The sequence below is a fragment of the Streptococcus sp. FDAARGOS_192 genome, from assembly GCF_002073815.2.
Classification (GTDB): Bacteria; Bacillota; Bacilli; order Lactobacillales; family Streptococcaceae; genus Streptococcus; species Streptococcus salivarius_H.
Map to the genome: position 1 here is coordinate 1,837,828 of NZ_CP020431.2, position 16,123 is coordinate 1,853,950.

9 protein-coding genes, 8 tRNA genes and 3 rRNA genes are annotated in these 16,123 nt (G+C 42.3%); all 20 read left to right on the forward strand.

Annotated features, from left to right (window positions below; translation table 11 throughout):
• Positions 1-63: 63 nt before the first annotated feature.
• The 20 genes from pth (at position 64) to A6J31_RS09560 (ending at position 16,123) form a co-directional block, all read left to right on the forward strand.
• A complete protein-coding gene (gene pth, locus A6J31_RS09465; protein WP_013989873.1) occupies positions 64-633 on the forward strand; it encodes an aminoacyl-tRNA hydrolase in 570 nt (189 codons plus the stop codon).
• The gene (gene mfd / locus A6J31_RS09470; protein WP_080611044.1) at positions 626-4,132 is read left to right on the forward strand and encodes a transcription-repair coupling factor; all 3,507 of its coding nucleotides are present in this window, start codon (positions 626-628) and stop codon (positions 4,130-4,132) included. The genes pth and mfd overlap by 8 nt, the downstream gene beginning before the upstream one ends.
• Positions 4,133-4,317: 185 nt before the next feature.
• Entirely contained in the window at positions 4,318-4,593 is a 276-nt protein-coding gene (locus tag A6J31_RS09475) for an RNA-binding S4 domain-containing protein (RefSeq protein WP_002883975.1), read from the forward strand.
• The gene (locus A6J31_RS09480; RefSeq protein ID WP_002886276.1) at positions 4,577-4,948 is read left to right on the forward strand and encodes an FtsB family cell division protein; all 372 of its coding nucleotides are present in this window, start codon (positions 4,577-4,579) and stop codon (positions 4,946-4,948) included. The genes A6J31_RS09475 and A6J31_RS09480 overlap by 17 nt, the downstream gene beginning before the upstream one ends.
• Positions 4,948-5,079, forward strand: a complete 132-nt coding sequence (locus tag A6J31_RS09485; protein WP_021144772.1) for an SP_0009 family protein — start codon at positions 4,948-4,950, stop codon at positions 5,077-5,079. The genes A6J31_RS09480 and A6J31_RS09485 overlap by 1 nt, the downstream gene beginning before the upstream one ends.
• Positions 5,076-6,368, forward strand: coding sequence for a serine hydrolase (locus A6J31_RS09490; protein WP_021144773.1), 1,293 nt, complete (start codon positions 5,076-5,078; stop codon positions 6,366-6,368). The genes A6J31_RS09485 and A6J31_RS09490 overlap by 4 nt, the downstream gene beginning before the upstream one ends.
• On the forward strand, positions 6,368-7,633 hold the full coding sequence (gene tilS / locus A6J31_RS09495) for a tRNA lysidine(34) synthetase TilS (RefSeq protein ID WP_021144774.1): 1,266 nt from the start codon (positions 6,368-6,370) through the stop codon (positions 7,631-7,633). Before A6J31_RS09490 ends, tilS begins: the two co-directional genes overlap by 1 nt.
• An 81-nt stretch (positions 7,634-7,714) precedes the next feature.
• Positions 7,715-8,257, forward strand: coding sequence for a hypoxanthine phosphoribosyltransferase (gene hpt / locus A6J31_RS09500; RefSeq protein WP_002883962.1), 543 nt, complete (start codon positions 7,715-7,717; stop codon positions 8,255-8,257).
• 19 nt (positions 8,258-8,276) lie between these two features.
• Positions 8,277-10,256 carry an ATP-dependent zinc metalloprotease FtsH gene (gene ftsH / locus A6J31_RS09505; RefSeq protein ID WP_002883966.1) on the forward strand — a complete coding sequence of 660 codons (1,980 nt, stop codon included), beginning with the start codon at positions 8,277-8,279 and terminating at the stop codon, positions 10,254-10,256.
• 361 nt (positions 10,257-10,617) lie between these two features.
• Positions 10,618-12,165 (forward strand): 16S ribosomal RNA (locus A6J31_RS09510).
• Positions 12,166-12,219: 54 nt separating this feature from the next.
• Positions 12,220-12,292 (forward strand) — tRNA-Ala (locus tag A6J31_RS09515).
• A gap of 146 nt (positions 12,293-12,438) precedes the next feature.
• Positions 12,439-15,338: ribosomal RNA gene (locus A6J31_RS09520) — 23S ribosomal RNA — on the forward strand.
• An 83-nt stretch (positions 15,339-15,421) separates the two neighbouring features.
• Positions 15,422-15,537 (forward strand): 5S ribosomal RNA (rrf, locus tag A6J31_RS09525).
• The 16S, 23S and 5S rRNA genes sit together here with 8 tRNA genes alongside, the layout of an rRNA operon.
• Positions 15,538-15,542: 5 nt before the next feature.
• A tRNA-Val gene (locus A6J31_RS09530) sits at positions 15,543-15,615 on the forward strand.
• Positions 15,616-15,617: 2 nt separating this feature from the next.
• Positions 15,618-15,690 (forward strand) — tRNA-Asp (locus A6J31_RS09535).
• Positions 15,691-15,708: 18 nt separating this feature from the next.
• Positions 15,709-15,781: transfer RNA gene (locus A6J31_RS09540), tRNA-Lys, on the forward strand.
• A gap of 5 nt (positions 15,782-15,786) precedes the next feature.
• Positions 15,787-15,868: transfer RNA gene (locus A6J31_RS09545), tRNA-Leu, on the forward strand.
• Between the two features lie 12 nt (positions 15,869-15,880).
• Positions 15,881-15,953: transfer RNA gene (locus A6J31_RS09550), tRNA-Thr, on the forward strand.
• 6 nt (positions 15,954-15,959) lie between these two features.
• A tRNA-Gly gene (locus tag A6J31_RS09555) sits at positions 15,960-16,031 on the forward strand.
• Between the two features lie 6 nt (positions 16,032-16,037).
• A tRNA-Leu gene (locus A6J31_RS09560) sits at positions 16,038-16,123 on the forward strand.

Genomic DNA, 16,123 nt, shown 5'->3' on the forward strand with positions numbered 1-16,123 from the left:
AATAGTGCACAAGGCTGAAAAGTATTTTTCAGTCCTTTTGCTGTTTATCAAAGAGGAGAAATAATGACAAAATTAGTAGTTGGCTTGGGAAATCCTGGTTCAAAATACCATGAGACACGTCACAATGTTGGGTTTATGGCTATTGACCTAATGGCTAAGGAACTGGGATTAACCTTTTCTGAAGAAAAGACCTTTAAGGCTGAAGTGGCTTCGACCTTTTTAAACGGTGAAAAGGTTTATTTTGTGAAACCAACGACCTTTATGAATCTATCTGGTCTAGCTGTTAGAGCATTGCTAGCTTATTACAATATTCCCATGGAGGATTTTATCGTTATTTACGATGACTTAGATATGGAAGTTGGGAAATTGCGCTTTCGTCAAAAAGGTTCAGCAGGTGGTCATAATGGGATTAAATCTATCATTGCTGAAACTGGCACTCAAGAATTTGACCGTATAAAAATTGGTATTGGCCGCCCACAGAAAGGAATGACGGTCGTTAATCATGTCCTTGGAAAATTTAGTGAAGATGATTATGCCACAATTTTACTGACTTTAGACAAGGTAGAGACGGCCCTCAATCATTACCTTAAAACCAATGATTTCGAAGACACTATGAGGCGTTATAATGGCTAATACCCTATTAGATCTTTTTGAGAAGAATCCTCAATTGCTTGAGTGGCGTAATAAAGTAACTTTATTGAGTAGGCAGTTGGTTATGGGATTTTCTGGTTCCAGCAAGGCAGTTGTCATGGCATCTTCCCTTTCTGAGCAGGTTCCTAAGATTCTAATCGTTACTTCAACACAAAATGAAGCTGAGCAACTAACAGGAGATTTGTCAGCTATCTTAGGCGAGGATAAGGTTTATTCTTTTTTTGCAGATGATGTAGTAGCTGCAGAGTTTATCTTCGCTTCTCCAGAAAAGACCCATTCTCGTCTCGAAAGTCTTAATTTTTTAATAGATAAAGAGGCCAGTGGGGTTTTGGTCACGAGTTTAGTTGGGACTAAGTTACATTTGCCTAACCCTAAGGTTTATAAAGACTCTCGTATTGACTTAACACTAGGGGAGGAACATGATTTAGAGGCTCTCAGTAAGCATCTGACTCATATTGGATACCAAAGAGTAGAGCAGGTTCTCTCCCCTGGTGAGTTCAGTCGTAGGGGCGATATTTTAGATATTTATGAACTGACTGCAGAACTCCCCTACCGTTTAGAATTTTTTGGAGATGAGATTGATGGTATTCGTCAGTTTGATAGCGATAGTCAAAAATCTTTAGACAATTTAGAGCATGTTATCGTATCTCCGGCAGATGATATTATCTTAACAAGAGAAGATTACCAACGTGCTGAGAAGGCCCTAGAAAGTGCGGTCTCGAAGGCAGAAGGTCCTCATAAAGCTTACCTTGAGGAAGTTCTGTCAGTTACGATTGATGGTTACCGTCATAAAGATTTACGTAAGTTTTTGTCTCTCTTTTATGATAAAGCTTACACCTTATTTGACTACCTTCCAAAGGGAACTCCTGTATTCATTGATGATTTTCAAAAGATAGTGGACCGCCATGGACGTCTTGAGTTGGAAGTGGCTAATCTTTTAACTGAGGATCTTCATCAGGGCAAGTCTCTGAGTCATCTAAATTACTTAGTGGATTCATTTAAGACTTTACGTAACTATCAGCCAGCTAGTTTCTTTTCGAATTTTCATAAGGGATTGGGAAATCTTAAATTTGATAAGTTGTATCAATTCACGCAATACCCTATGCAAGAGTTCTTTAACCAGTTCCCACTTCTAGTTGATGAAATACATCGCTATACCAAGAATAAGGCAACAGTTATTTTACAAGTGGGGTCTGAGAAGCAGCTCAAATCTTTGAAGGAAACCTTGGAAGAATATGATTTAGATTTACCCCTTAGTAGTTTTGGAGATTTGATCCCTCATAAGCCTCAGTTAGTCTTAGGAAACTTATCCAATGGTTTTTACTTTGCGGATGAAAAGCTTGTTCTTGTCACTGAACGTGAGATTTTTCATAAAAAAGTAAAACGTCGTGCGCGTGCCAGTCACGTTTCCAATGCAGAGCGTCTCAAAGATTACAATGAACTTGAAAAAGGTGATTATGTTGTACACCAGACTCATGGTATCGGTCAATTTAAAGGTATTGAGACTATTGAGATTAAAGGGGTGCATCGTGACTACTTGACCATCCAATATCAGGATGCTGCAACAATTTCTCTACCTGTTGAGCAGATTGAGAGTCTCTCTAAGTATGTATCAGCGGACGGAAAAGAGCCTAAAATTAATAAACTCAATGATGGGCGTTTTCAAAAGACTAAACAAAAAGTAAGCAAGCAAGTAGAGGATATTGCCGATGATCTCTTAAAACTTTATGCTGAGCGTAGTCAACTTAAAGGTTTTGCTTTTTCACCAGATGATGATAACCAAAGGGATTTCGAAGATGATTTTACCTATGCTGAGACAGAGGATCAATTGCGTTCTATCAAGGAAATTAAGGCAGACATGGAGTCAGACAAACCCATGGATCGTCTCTTGGTTGGTGATGTTGGTTTTGGTAAGACAGAGGTAGCTATGCGTGCTGCCTTCAAGGCGGTCAATGATGGAAAGCAAGTTGCTATCCTAGTTCCTACAACAGTTCTTGCCCACCAGCATTATTTGAATTTTAAAGAACGTTTTGAAAATCATGCTGTTGAGGTAGATGAACTCAGTCGTTTTAGAAGTAAAAAAGAGCAAAATGAGACTATTGAAAATTTAGCTAAAGGGCGTATTGATATTATTATCGGTACCCACCGCCTGCTGTCCAAAGATGTTAAGTTTTCTGACTTAGGCTTGCTAGTAATTGATGAAGAACAACGTTTTGGCGTGAAGCATAAAGAGAAACTTAAGGAGTTGAAGGCTAGGGTTGATGTACTTACGCTAACTGCGACACCTATTCCTCGTACGCTTCATATGTCTATGTTAGGTATTCGTGATTTGTCGATTATTGAGACAGCACCTACCAACCGTTATCCAGTTCAAACTTATGTTATGGAAACCAATCCTGGTCTTATTCGAGAAGCGATATTAAGAGAGATGGACCGAGGCGGCCAGATTTTTTATGTTTATAATCGTGTTGAAACCATTGATCAAAAAGTTTCTGAACTACATGAGCTAGTCCCTGAAGCACGTATCGGATTTGTTCATGGTCAGATGAGTGAGGTTATGTTGGAGAATACCCTCTTGGATTTCTTGAATGGTGATTACGATGTTTTGGTAGCAACGACCATTATCGAGACAGGGATTGATATCTCCAACGTTAATACGCTCTTTATTGAGAATGCAGATCATATGGGCTTATCTACTCTTTATCAGTTGAGAGGTCGTGTGGGGCGTAGTAATCGAATTGCTTATGCCTATCTCATGTATCGTCCTGACAAAGTGTTGACGGAAGTTTCTGAGAAGCGATTGGATGCTATTAAGGGATTTACAGAACTGGGATCAGGTTTCAAAATTGCCATGCGTGATTTATCAATTCGTGGTGCCGGGAACATTCTTGGTGCTTCTCAAAGTGGTTTCATCGACTCAGTCGGATTCGAAATGTACTCGCAACTCTTGGAAGAGGCTATCAATAAACGTCAAGGTAAAACTCAAGTTCGCCGTAAAGGAAATGCAGAGTTCAATCTTCAGATTGATGCTTACCTCCCTTCTGACTATATTTCTGACGAGCGCCAAAAAATTGAAATTTATAAGCGTATTCGAGAAATTGAGAATCAGAAAGACTATCAAGACCTTCAAGATGAGCTTATTGACCGCTTTGGAGAATATCCAGACCAAGTTGCCTATCTCATTGAGATTGGTCTGGTTAAGGCCTATTTGGATGCTGCCTTTGCAGAATTAGTCGAGCGTAAGAACGATACTATTATTGTTCGTTTCGAAAAAGCCTCTCTTAAATTCTTCTTGACTCAAGACTATTTCGAAGCCATCTCTAAAACGCATTTAAAAGCAAAAATCAGTGATAACCAAGGGAAAGTAGAGATTACTTTTGATGTTCGTAACAAGAAAGACTATGAGATTCTTGAAGAATTAAAAATTTTTGGACAGACATTTATGGAAATCAAAGAACGTAAAGAAAAAAAAGAAGCTTAAGGAAAGTTTAAGTAAGTCTCTCTATACTATAAAATATCCTAAAACTTTTCTTTTTCATAAATCTCCTGAGAGGGTCGACTAGTGTCGATTCTCTTATTTTTGTACTTGAAAAGGCTTTAGTCACCTATTTTCTCAAAAAAATGCTATCATAGAAGAGATATCCTAACGAAAAGGAAACAGTAACATTGAGATTAGACAAATATTTAAAAGTATCACGAATTATCAAACGCCGTCCAGTTGCTAAAGAAGTAGCTGATAAAGGACGTATAAAAGTAAATGGAGTACTCGCTAAGTCATCTACAGATTTAAAAATTGGTGACCAAGTGGAAGTTCGTTTTGGAAATAAACTTTTAACTGTCCGTGTTTTAGAAATGAAAGACAGTACTAAAAAAGAAGATGCGGCAAAAATGTACGAGATTATAAGTGAAACAAGGATTGAAGCAGATGAGCAAGAAGCCTAATATTGTACAGCTTACGAACGATTACATTGATAATGCCAATCAAGAGCAACGATTAGAGCGTGCCGAACACGAACAAAGGAATCGCTTTATGGGGTGGATTCTTTTTGTGGTTGTTTTACTCTTTATCTTGCCAACCTATAATCTGGTTGAGACCTATATGAATATCAAACAGCAAGAGAAGGAAGTCTTGTCGCTTCAGAAAGACTATGATAAATTGTCGGATCAGACAAAGGAACGAAAGGATTTGGCTAAGAAACTTAAGGATGATGCTTTCGCCGAGAAATATGCGCGTGCTAAGTACTATTATTCACGTGAAGGAGAGTCAATCTATCCTGTACCAAGCTTATTACCCTAATGAAAGATTTACTAAAAACTGTAGAAACTTTTTTAACCTATTCAGAAGCCAAGTTAGAGGAACTATCAGAAAAAAATCAGCAACTTAAAATGGAATTACCGAGGAAAGAGGAGGTGAAGAAGCAAGCATGAAAAAGCTCTTAATAGCTGCAACTGTTGTGCTTGTATCTTCTAGCCCCCTAGTCTTACTTCCTATGGAGAAGGAGCTAACTCTGACCCAAAAACAGGTCCAAAAATTGACTCAAAATACTACAGCTAGTTTGGCTCAATTTAAACAGATTCCTAAAAATCCAAGAACGATAACAACTATCCTAACTTATAAGAACAAGGATTTAACAGAATTTAAAACCAGTATCCAAGCGGATACCAAACTATCAATTTCTGCTATTTTTTGGAATGCTAAAGGTGAGCCTGTTTTCCAACTTCAAGATGGTGATTATGTAGCCGCTAGTCAGAAATCAATTGTAGACGACAGTATCTATAATGAAAAACCAGTAGATATGACCTTATGGACTAAAGATGGTTTAACGGTATACAAAGAACCTTACGTTTTAGGAACTGAAAAAGCTGACTCCAAACTCGCTAGTTTTAAACCCATTAAGGTTAGCCAAGCAGCTCAGACGCATGCAGGGACCTACTATTTGGTAGACGGTGAGGGGTGGATCAACGCTTCTGATTTATCAACGACTGACAATCGCATCGAGGCTGTTCAAAAAGTCCTTAATGAGAAGTATAACAATCAAGAGCGCATCTCAGTTTATGTTAAACAGCTTGATACGGACCGAGTAGCTGCTATCAATGACGAAAAAAGCATGTATGCAGCAAGCGTAGCCAAGCTTGGAGTACTCTATTATGCACAGGAACGTCTGTCTCAAAAAAAATTATCATTATCAGATGAGTATCAATATACCGCAGCTGTGAATGGTTTTCCAGGTGCCTATGATCCAGATGGTTCTGGAAAGATTAGTAAGATACCTGATGATAAGAATTATAGCTTGGAAAATCTGTTAAAGGCTGTAGCCCAAAACTCAGATAATGTAGCGACAAATATATTAGGTTATTATGTAACCAATCAGTATGACAAGGCCTTCCAAAAATCAGTAGATAAAGCCGCAGCGACTTCGTGGAATATGGATAAAAAGGAGTTGACTGCTAGAGCCGCAGGTACTTTGATGGAGGCTGTTTATAGACAAAATGGAGATATTATCAATTATCTTTCAAGTACGGACTATGATGGCGAACGTATTTCCAAAAACATTGATGTGCCTGTCGCTCATAAAATTGGTGATGCCTACGACTTTAAACATGACGTCGCTATTGTTTATGCAGATTCTCCCTTTATTCTATCGATTTTTACGGATAAAGAGGGCTATGACAAAATCACCTCAATTGCAGATGATGTTTATGGAATTTTAAAATAATGACACAAAAATTGTTGCAAATGATGCAAGCCAAGGGTTATTTTAACCAGCACAAGAAAATTTTAGTAGCAGTATCAGGTGGAGCAGACTCTATGAGTTTGTTGCACTTTTTGTATAACCATCAAAAAGATTTGGATATTCAGTTGGGGATTGCTCACGTTAACCATAAACAACGACAAGAGTCGGAGCATGAAGAAGCGTATTTACGTCATTGGGCAGAGGAACATAAGGTCCCTTTTCACTATAGTGCCTTCTCAGGAAAGTTTTCAGAAAATGCTGCCCGTACCTTTCGCTATGAGTTTTTTAAGCGGGTCATGAAAGATTATGATTACTCTGCTCTTGTAACAGCCCATCATGCAGATGATCAAGCAGAGACGATTTTTATGAGACTGTTGAGAGGAAGTCGTTTAAGACACCTGACAGGAATTTCAGCTATCAGACCATTTGGCACTGGTCAGATTATTCGTCCCTTTTTGCATCTTACGAAAGATCAGCTTCCCGTAACTTTCCATTTTGAAGATAGGAGTAATACGTCATTAGCCTATCTTCGGAATCGCATCAGACTATCCTATCTTCCTACCTTATCTCAGGAAAATCCTAAATTTAAGGAGCACCTTTGTCTTTTAGCCGAGGAGATTGGTCTTATGAAGCAAGCTTTAGGGGAGTTAACAAAGGATATTACTATCACTGATTTATCTGTTTTTCAGCAACAGTCAGATCCTGTCCAGCTCTTTCTTTTTCAGAACTATTTAGATACCTTTCCTGATTTACAGCTTTCTAAAGGCCAATTTAATCAATTGATAAGTTATCTAAGAAAAAATGGTTCAGGGAAGATACCCCTAAAAAATGGTTACGAACTAATAAAAACACAGACTTCTTTCCTAATAAGGAAAGAAGAGGCTATCTCTTTATCCCCTCCTTGTCTCTTAGAATTTGGAAAATCTGTTGAGTTTGAGGATTACACCTTGACTTTTTCAGAATTCAATGACGTTTCTAACTCAGATACTATTAGTATTTGGTCAGATTCCCCAATACTGATTCGTCATAGAAAAGAAGGCGATAAGATTGACCTTGGTAGTCACCATAAAAAATTAAGACGACTGTTTATAGACAATAAGATTTTAGAGAAGGATCGTCAAAAAGCCATTATAGGAGAACAAGATGGTCAGATTATTTTTCTTTATGTTGCTGGGCGTCTCTATTTGAAAAAAAGACCTGAAAATGCTATACTTTATGGCACTGTAGTCATTTATAAGAATTTCTAATCAAATACCATGTTCAAATAACGATGATTGAAGTAAAAGTGGTATAATAACAGAATATTGACTTCGAGAAAGGGAACCCAAATGTTAGAAAAAGACATTAAAAAAGTCCTCTTTTCCCAAGAGGATATCGTAGCTAAAACTAAAGAACTAGGACAACAATTGACAGAGGATTATGCGGGGAAAAATCCTTTACTAGTCTGTGTTTTGAAAGGTGCTGTTCCATTTATGGCAGAACTTATCAAACATATCGATACCCATATTGAGATGGACTTTATGGTCGTTTCAAGTTATGGTGGTGGAACTGTCAGCAGTGGTGAAGTAAAGATTCTTAAAGATGTTGACACTAATGTTGAAGGACGAGACATCATCTTTATTGAAGATATCATTGACACAGGTCGTACGCTCCTTTATCTTCGAGATATGTTCAAGTACCGTAAAGCCAATTCAGTCAAAATCGCAACTCTTTTTGATAAACCAGAAGGTCGTGTTGTTGATATTGAGGCAGATTACGTATGTTACGATGTTCCTAATGAATTTATCGTTGGTTTCGGACTAGACTATGATGAAAAATACCGTAACCTCCCTTATGTCGGTGTCCTAAAAGAAGAAATTTATACAAAATAAGTAAAGGTCTAATTAATTTATGAATAATAAAAATAATAATGGCTTCTTACGGAACGCTTTTCTCTACATCATAGTTATTATTGCGGTTGTAACCGGAGTACAATACTTTGCAGGAGGAAGCCAAAGCCCAAGTCAACAATTGTCTTACACACAGTTGGTTAAGAAAATTGAAGATGGTAAGGTAAAATCTATCACTTATCAGCCAGACGGTAGTATCATTGAAGTTAAAGGTAGCTACAAAAAGGCCGAAAAGGTTGATACTGATCTTAGTCTACCATTTTTAGGTAGTGCATCATCAGAGACACGTAGCTTTACATCGACTGTGCTGCAGAATGAAACAACCATGCAGAAATTGCAGTCAGCATCAGAAGCAGCTGATGTTAATGTTAAAATGATACGTGAAAGTTCAAGTGGTGCTTGGATTTCATATCTTTTTAGTTACCTACCTTTGATTGGGATTGCTATTTTCTTCCTTTTCATGATGAACCAAGGTGGTAACCGCGGTGCAATGAATTTTGGCCGCAACCGTGCTAAGACTCAATCAAAAGAGAATATTAAAGTTCGTTTCACAGATGTGGCTGGTGCAGAAGAAGAAAAAGAAGAACTTGTAGAAGTCGTAGATTTCCTCAAAAATCCACGTAAATATAAAGCACTTGGTGCACGTATCCCTAAGGGTGTTCTCCTTGAAGGCCCTCCAGGGACAGGTAAAACTCTGCTTGCTAAAGCTGTTGCTGGTGAAGCAGATGTTCCTTTCTTTAGTATCTCAGGTTCTGATTTCGTAGAGATGTTTGTCGGTGTCGGAGCAAGTCGTGTTCGTAGTCTTTTTGAAGACGCTAAGAAGGCCGAACGTGCTATTATCTTTATTGATGAAATCGATGCGGTTGGCCGTCGTCGTGGTACTGGAATGGGTGGCGGTAACGACGAACGTGAACAAACCCTTAACCAACTGTTGATAGAAATGGATGGTTTTGATGGAAATGAGAATATCATTGTCATTGCTGCAACCAACCGCAGTGATGTTCTTGATCCAGCCCTCCTACGTCCAGGACGTTTTGACCGTAAAGTTCTTGTTGGTCGCCCAGATGTAAAAGGCCGAGAAGCTATCTTGAAAGTCCATGCCAAGAATAAACCATTGGCTGAAGATGTTGACCTTAAAGTTGTTGCTCAACAAACTCCAGGTTTTGTTGGAGCTGACTTAGAAAATGTCTTGAATGAAGCAGCCCTAGTTGCTGCACGACGTAGTAAGACTAGAATTGATGCTAGTGATATCGACGAAGCAGAGGATCGTGTTATTGCTGGACCATCTAAGAAAGACCGCCAAGTTTCAGAACACGAACGTAAAGTTGTGGCTTACCATGAAGCAGGTCATACAATTGTTGGTTTAACACTTTCTAGCGCTCGTGATGTTCACAAGGTTACTATTGTTCCACGAGGCCGCGCAGGTGGTTATATGATTTCTCTACCAAAAGAGGATCAGATGTTGTCATCTAAAGATGAGCTAAAAGAACAATTGGCAGGACTTATGGGTGGACGTGTTGCAGAAGAAATTATTTTCAACGTTCAAACCTCAGGCGCTTCAAATGACTTTGAGCAAGCAACACAGTTAGCACGTGCAATGGTTACTGAATATGGTATGAGCGAAAAACTTGGACCAGTCCAATATGAAGGTAATCATGCGATGAATCCAGGACAATTTACGACAGATAAGTCTTACTCAGCTCATACAGCTCAACTTATTGACGAAGAAATTCGATCACTTTTAGTTGAAGCACATGACAAAGCAGCTGAAATTATCAATGCAAACCGAGAAACACATGCACTCATTGCAGAAGCTTTGCTTAAGTATGAAACACTTGATGCTGCACAAATCAAGTCAATTTATGAGACTGGTAAGATGCCGGAGGATTCTCTTGGAGATTCAGAAGAAGATAATCATGCCCTATCTTACGATGAAGTCAAAGAAAGAATTGAAAATAAAAATAAAGATGAAGAAGAGTAAGGAGTTTTACTCTTCTTTTTTTAGATAAATCGAGAGAAGAAGTACTATTAGAAAGTATTATAAAAAAAAGAAAATTAAAATCAATGCAAATTATTGACAAGACAGGTCAGAGATGATATTATAAATAAGCTGTTTCGCGAGAGATAGCAGACACGAGAAGTAAAAAAACTTCAAAAAAGTGTTGACAAGGTATTCTAGATTTGCTAGAATATAGAAGTTGTCTTAAGAGAGACAAAGACCTTTGAGAACTGAATAAGAAACCAAGTGCAGGGTTATGATAGAAGAATTATAACCTGTCAATTTACAAGAATAAATCGTCAGACGACGGTAATGAGTTAACGCTCGAACAATTATTAAATTTTTTAATGAGAGTTTGATCCTGGCTCAGGACGAACGCTGGCGGCGTGCCTAATACATGCAAGTAGAACGCTGAAGAGAGGAGCTTGCTCTTCTTGGATGAGTTGCGAACGGGTGAGTAACGCGTAGGTAACCTGCCTTGTAGCGGGGGATAACTATTGGAAACGATAGCTAATACCGCATAACAATGGATGACACATGTCATTTATTTGAAAGGGGCAATTGCTCCACTACAAGATGGACCTGCGTTGTATTAGCTAGTAGGTGAGGTAACGGCTCACCTAGGCGACGATACATAGCCGACCTGAGAGGGTGATCGGCCACACTGGGACTGAGACACGGCCCAGACTCCTACGGGAGGCAGCAGTAGGGAATCTTCGGCAATGGGGGCAACCCTGACCGAGCAACGCCGCGTGAGTGAAGAAGGTTTTCGGATCGTAAAGCTCTGTTGTAAGTCAAGAACGAGTGTGAGAGTGGAAAGTTCACACTGTGACGGTAGCTTACCAGAAAGGGACGGCTAACTACGTGCCAGCAGCCGCGGTAATACGTAGGTCCCGAGCGTTGTCCGGATTTATTGGGCGTAAAGCGAGCGCAGGCGGTTTGATAAGTCTGAAGTTAAAGGCTGTGGCTCAACCATAGTTCGCTTTGGAAACTGTCAAACTTGAGTGCAGAAGGGGAGAGTGGAATTCCATGTGTAGCGGTGAAATGCGTAGATATATGGAGGAACACCGGTGGCGAAAGCGGCTCTCTGGTCTGTAACTGACGCTGAGGCTCGAAAGCGTGGGGAGCGAACAGGATTAGATACCCTGGTAGTCCACGCCGTAAACGATGAGTGCTAGGTGTTGGATCCTTTCCGGGATTCAGTGCCGCAGCTAACGCATTAAGCACTCCGCCTGGGGAGTACGACCGCAAGGTTGAAACTCAAAGGAATTGACGGGGGCCCGCACAAGCGGTGGAGCATGTGGTTTAATTCGAAGCAACGCGAAGAACCTTACCAGGTCTTGACATCCCGATGCTATTTCTAGAGATAGAAAGTTACTTCGGTACATCGGTGACAGGTGGTGCATGGTTGTCGTCAGCTCGTGTCGTGAGATGTTGGGTTAAGTCCCGCAACGAGCGCAACCCCTATTGTTAGTTGCCATCATTCAGTTGGGCACTCTAGCGAGACTGCCGGTAATAAACCGGAGGAAGGTGGGGATGACGTCAAATCATCATGCCCCTTATGACCTGGGCTACACACGTGCTACAATGGTTGGTACAACGAGTTGCGAGTCGGTGACGGCAAGCTAATCTCTTAAAGCCAATCTCAGTTCGGATTGTAGGCTGCAACTCGCCTACATGAAGTCGGAATCGCTAGTAATCGCGGATCAGCACGCCGCGGTGAATACGTTCCCGGGCCTTGTACACACCGCCCGTCACACCACGAGAGTTTGTAACACCCGAAGTCGGTGAGGTAACCTTTTGGAGCCAGCCGCCTAAGGTGGGATAGATGATTGGGGTGAAGTCGTAACAAGGTAGCCGTATCGGAAGGTGCGGCTGGATCACCTCCTTTCTAAGGAAAAACGGAATGTACTTGAGTTTCTTATTTAGTTTTGAGAGGTCTTGTGGGGCCTTAGCTCAGCTGGGAGAGCGCCTGCTTTGCACGCAGGAGGTCAGCGGTTCGATCCCGCTAGGCTCCATTGAATCGAAAGATTCAAGTATTGTCCATTGAAAATTGAATATCTATATCAAATTCCATATGTAATTAAATACATATAGATAGTAACAAGAAAATAAACCGAAACGCTGTGAATATTTAATGAGTTAGGTCGAAAGACCAAAATAAGGTTAAGTTAATAAGGGCGCACGGTGGATGCCTTGGCACTAGAAGCCGATGAAGGACGTGACTAACGACGAAATGCTTTGGGGAGCTGTAAGTGAGCAATGATCCAGAGATGTCCGAATGGGGGAACCCGGCAGGTAATGCCTGTCACTCATTACTGTTAAGGTAATGTAGAGGAAGACGCAGTGAACTGAAACATCTAAGTAGCTGCAGGAAGAGAAAGCAAAAGCGATTGCCTTAGTAGCGGCGAGCGAAACGGCAAGAGGGCAAACCGAAGAGTTTACTCTTCGGGGTTGTAGGACTGCAACGTGGACTTAAAGATTATAGAAGAACTACCTGGGAAGGTAGGCCAAAGAGAGTAATAGCCTCGTATTCGAAATAGTCTTTATACCTAGCAGTATCCTGAGTACGGCGAGACACGAGAAATCTCGTCGGAATCTGGGAGGACCATCTCCCAACCCTAAATACTCTCTAGTGACCGATAGTGAACCAGTACCGTGAGGGAAAGGTGAAAAGCACCCCGGGAGGGGAGTGAAATAGAACCTGAAACCGTGTGCCTACAACAAGTTCGAGCCCGTTAATGGGTGAGAGCGTGCCTTTTGTAGAATGAACCGGCGAGTTACGATATGATGCGAGGTTAAGTTGAAGAGACGGAGCCGTAGGGAAACCGAGTCTTAATAGGGCGCATTAGTATCATGTCGTAGACCCGAAACCATGTGACCTACCCATGAGCAGGTTGAAGGTGAGGTAAAACTCACTGGAGGACCGAACCAGGGCACGTTGAAAAGTGCTTGGATGACTTGTGGGTAGCGGAGAAATTCCAAACGAACTTGGAGATAGCTGGTTCTCTCCGAAATAGCTTTAGGGCTAGCGTCGATGTTAAGTCTCTTGGAGGTAGAGCACTGTTTGGGTGAGGGGTCCATCCCGGATTACCAATCTCAGATAAACTCCGAATGCCAACGAGATATAATCGGCAGTCAGACTGCGAGTGCTAAGATCCGTAGTCGAAAGGGAAACAGCCCAGACCACCAGCTAAGGTCCCAAAATATATGTTAAGTGGAAAAGGATGTGGGGTTGCACAGACAACTAGGATGTTAGCTTAGAAGCAGCTATTCATTCAAAGAGTGCGTAATAGCTCACTAGTCGAGTGACCCTGCGCCGAAAATGTACCGGGGCTAAAACATATTACCGAAGCTGTGGATACCTTTATAGGTATGGTAGGAGAGCGTTCTATGTGCGAAGAAGGTGTACCGTGAGGAGTGCTGGAGCGCATAGAAGTGAGAATGCCGGTATGAGTAGCGAAAGACAGGTGAGAATCCTGTCCACCGTAAGACTAAGGTTTCCAGGGGAAGGCTCGTCCGCCCTGGGTTAGTCGGGACCTAAGGAGAGACCGAAAGGTGTATCCGATGGACAACAGGTTGATATTCCTGTACTAGAGTATATAGTGATGGAGGGACGCAGTAGGCTAACTAAACCAGACGATTGGAAGTGTCTGGCCAAGCAGTGAGGTGTGATATGAGTCAAATGCTTATATCTATAACATTGAGCTGTGATGGGGAGCGAAGTTTAGTAGCGAAGTTAGTGATGTCACACTGCCGAGAAAAGCTTCTAGCGTTAATTATACTCTACCCGTACCGCAAACCGACACAGGTAGTCGAGGCGAGTAGCCTCAGGTGAGCGAGAGAACTCTCGTTAAGGAACTCGGCAAAATGGCCCCGTAACTTCGGGAGAAGGGGCGCTGACTTATGGTCAGCCGCAGTGAATAGGCCCAAGCAACTGTTTATCAAAAACACAGCTCTCTGCTAAATCGTAAGATGATGTATAGGGGGTGACGCCTGCCCGGTGCTGGAAGGTTAAGAGGAGTGCTTAGCAATAGCGAAGGTATGAATTGAAGCCCCAGTAAACGGCGGCCGTAACTATAACGGTCCTAAGGTAGCGAAATTCCTTGTCGGGTAAGTTCCGACCCGCACGAAAGGCGTAATGATTTGGGCACTGTCTCAACGAGAGACTCGGTGAAATTTTAGTACCTGTGAAGATGCAGGTTACCCGCGACAGGACGGAAAGACCCCATGGAGCTTTACTGCAGTTTGATATTGAGTATCTGTACCACATGTACAGGATAGGTAGGAGCCTATGACCTCGGGACGCCAGTTTCGAGTGAGGCGTTGTTGGGATACTACCCTTGTGTTATGGCTACTCTAACCCAGATAGGTTATCCCTATCGGAGACAGTGTCTGACGGGCAGTTTGACTGGGGCGGTCGCCTCCTAAAAGGTAACGGAGGCGCCCAAAGGTTCCCTCAGAATGGTTGGAAATCATTCGCAGAGTGTAAAGGTATAAGGGAGCTTGACTGCGAGAGCTACAACTCGAGCAGGGACGAAAGTCGGGCTTAGTGATCCGGTGGTTCCGCATGGAAGGGCCATCGCTCAACGGATAAAAGCTACCCTGGGGATAACAGGCTTATCTCCCCCAAGAGTTCACATCGACGGGGAGGTTTGGCACCTCGATGTCGGCTCGTCGCATCCTGGGGCTGTAGTCGGTCCCAAGGGTTGGGCTGTTCGCCCATTAAAGCGGCACGCGAGCTGGGTTCAGAACGTCGTGAGACAGTTCGGTCCCTATCCGTCGCGGGCGTAGGAAATTTGAGAGGATCTGCTCCTAGTACGAGAGGACCAGAGTGGACTTACCGCTGGTGTACCAGTTGTTCTGCCAAGAGCATCGCTGGGTAGCTATGTAGGGAAGGGATAAACGCTGAAAGCATCTAAGTGTGAAGCCCACCTCAAGATGAGATTTCCCATGATTTTATATCAGTAAGAGCCCTGAGAGATGATCAGGTTGATAGGTTAGAAGTGGAAGTGTGGTGACACATGTAGCGGACTAATACTAATAGCTCGAGGACTTATCCAAAGAAAGTAACTGAGACATATTGACAACGATTTGGTTTCTTGATACAGTATAGATATTCAATTTTGAGTTGAGAATACTCAGAGTTAAGTGACGATAGCCTAGGAGATACACCTGTTCCCATGCCGAACACAGAAGTTAAGCCCTAGTACGCCTGATGTAGTTGGGGGTTGCCCCCTGTTAGATACGGTAGTCGCTTAGCGCATAGGGAGTTTAGCTCAGCTGGGAGAGCATCTGCCTTACAAGCAGAGGGTCAGCGGTTCGATCCCGTTAACTCCCATAGGTCCCGTGGTGTAGCGGTTATCACGTCGCCCTGTCACGGCGAAGATCGCGGGTTCGATTCCCGTCGGGACCGTCAAGTAGAAATATTTGAGACTCGTTAGCTCAGTTGGTAGAGCAATTGACTTTTAATCAATGGGTCACTGGTTCGAGCCCAGTACGGGTCATATATGCGGGTGTGGCGGAATTGGCAGACGCACCAGATTTAGGATCTGGCGCTTAACGGCGTGGGGGTTCAAGTCCCTTCACCCGCATTAGAAAAGTTAGCCGGCTTAGCTCAGTTGGTAGAGCATCTGATTTGTAATCAGAGGGTCGCGTGTTCAAGTCATGTAGCCGGCATAAAATGCGAACGTAGTTCAGTGGTAGAACACCACCTTGCCAAGGTGGGGGTCGCGGGTTCGAATCCCGTCGTTCGCTTGAGGAGCCGGGGTGGCGGAACTGGCAGACGCACAGGACTTAAAATCCTGCGAAAGGAAACTTTCGTACCGGTTCGATCCCGGTCCTCGGCA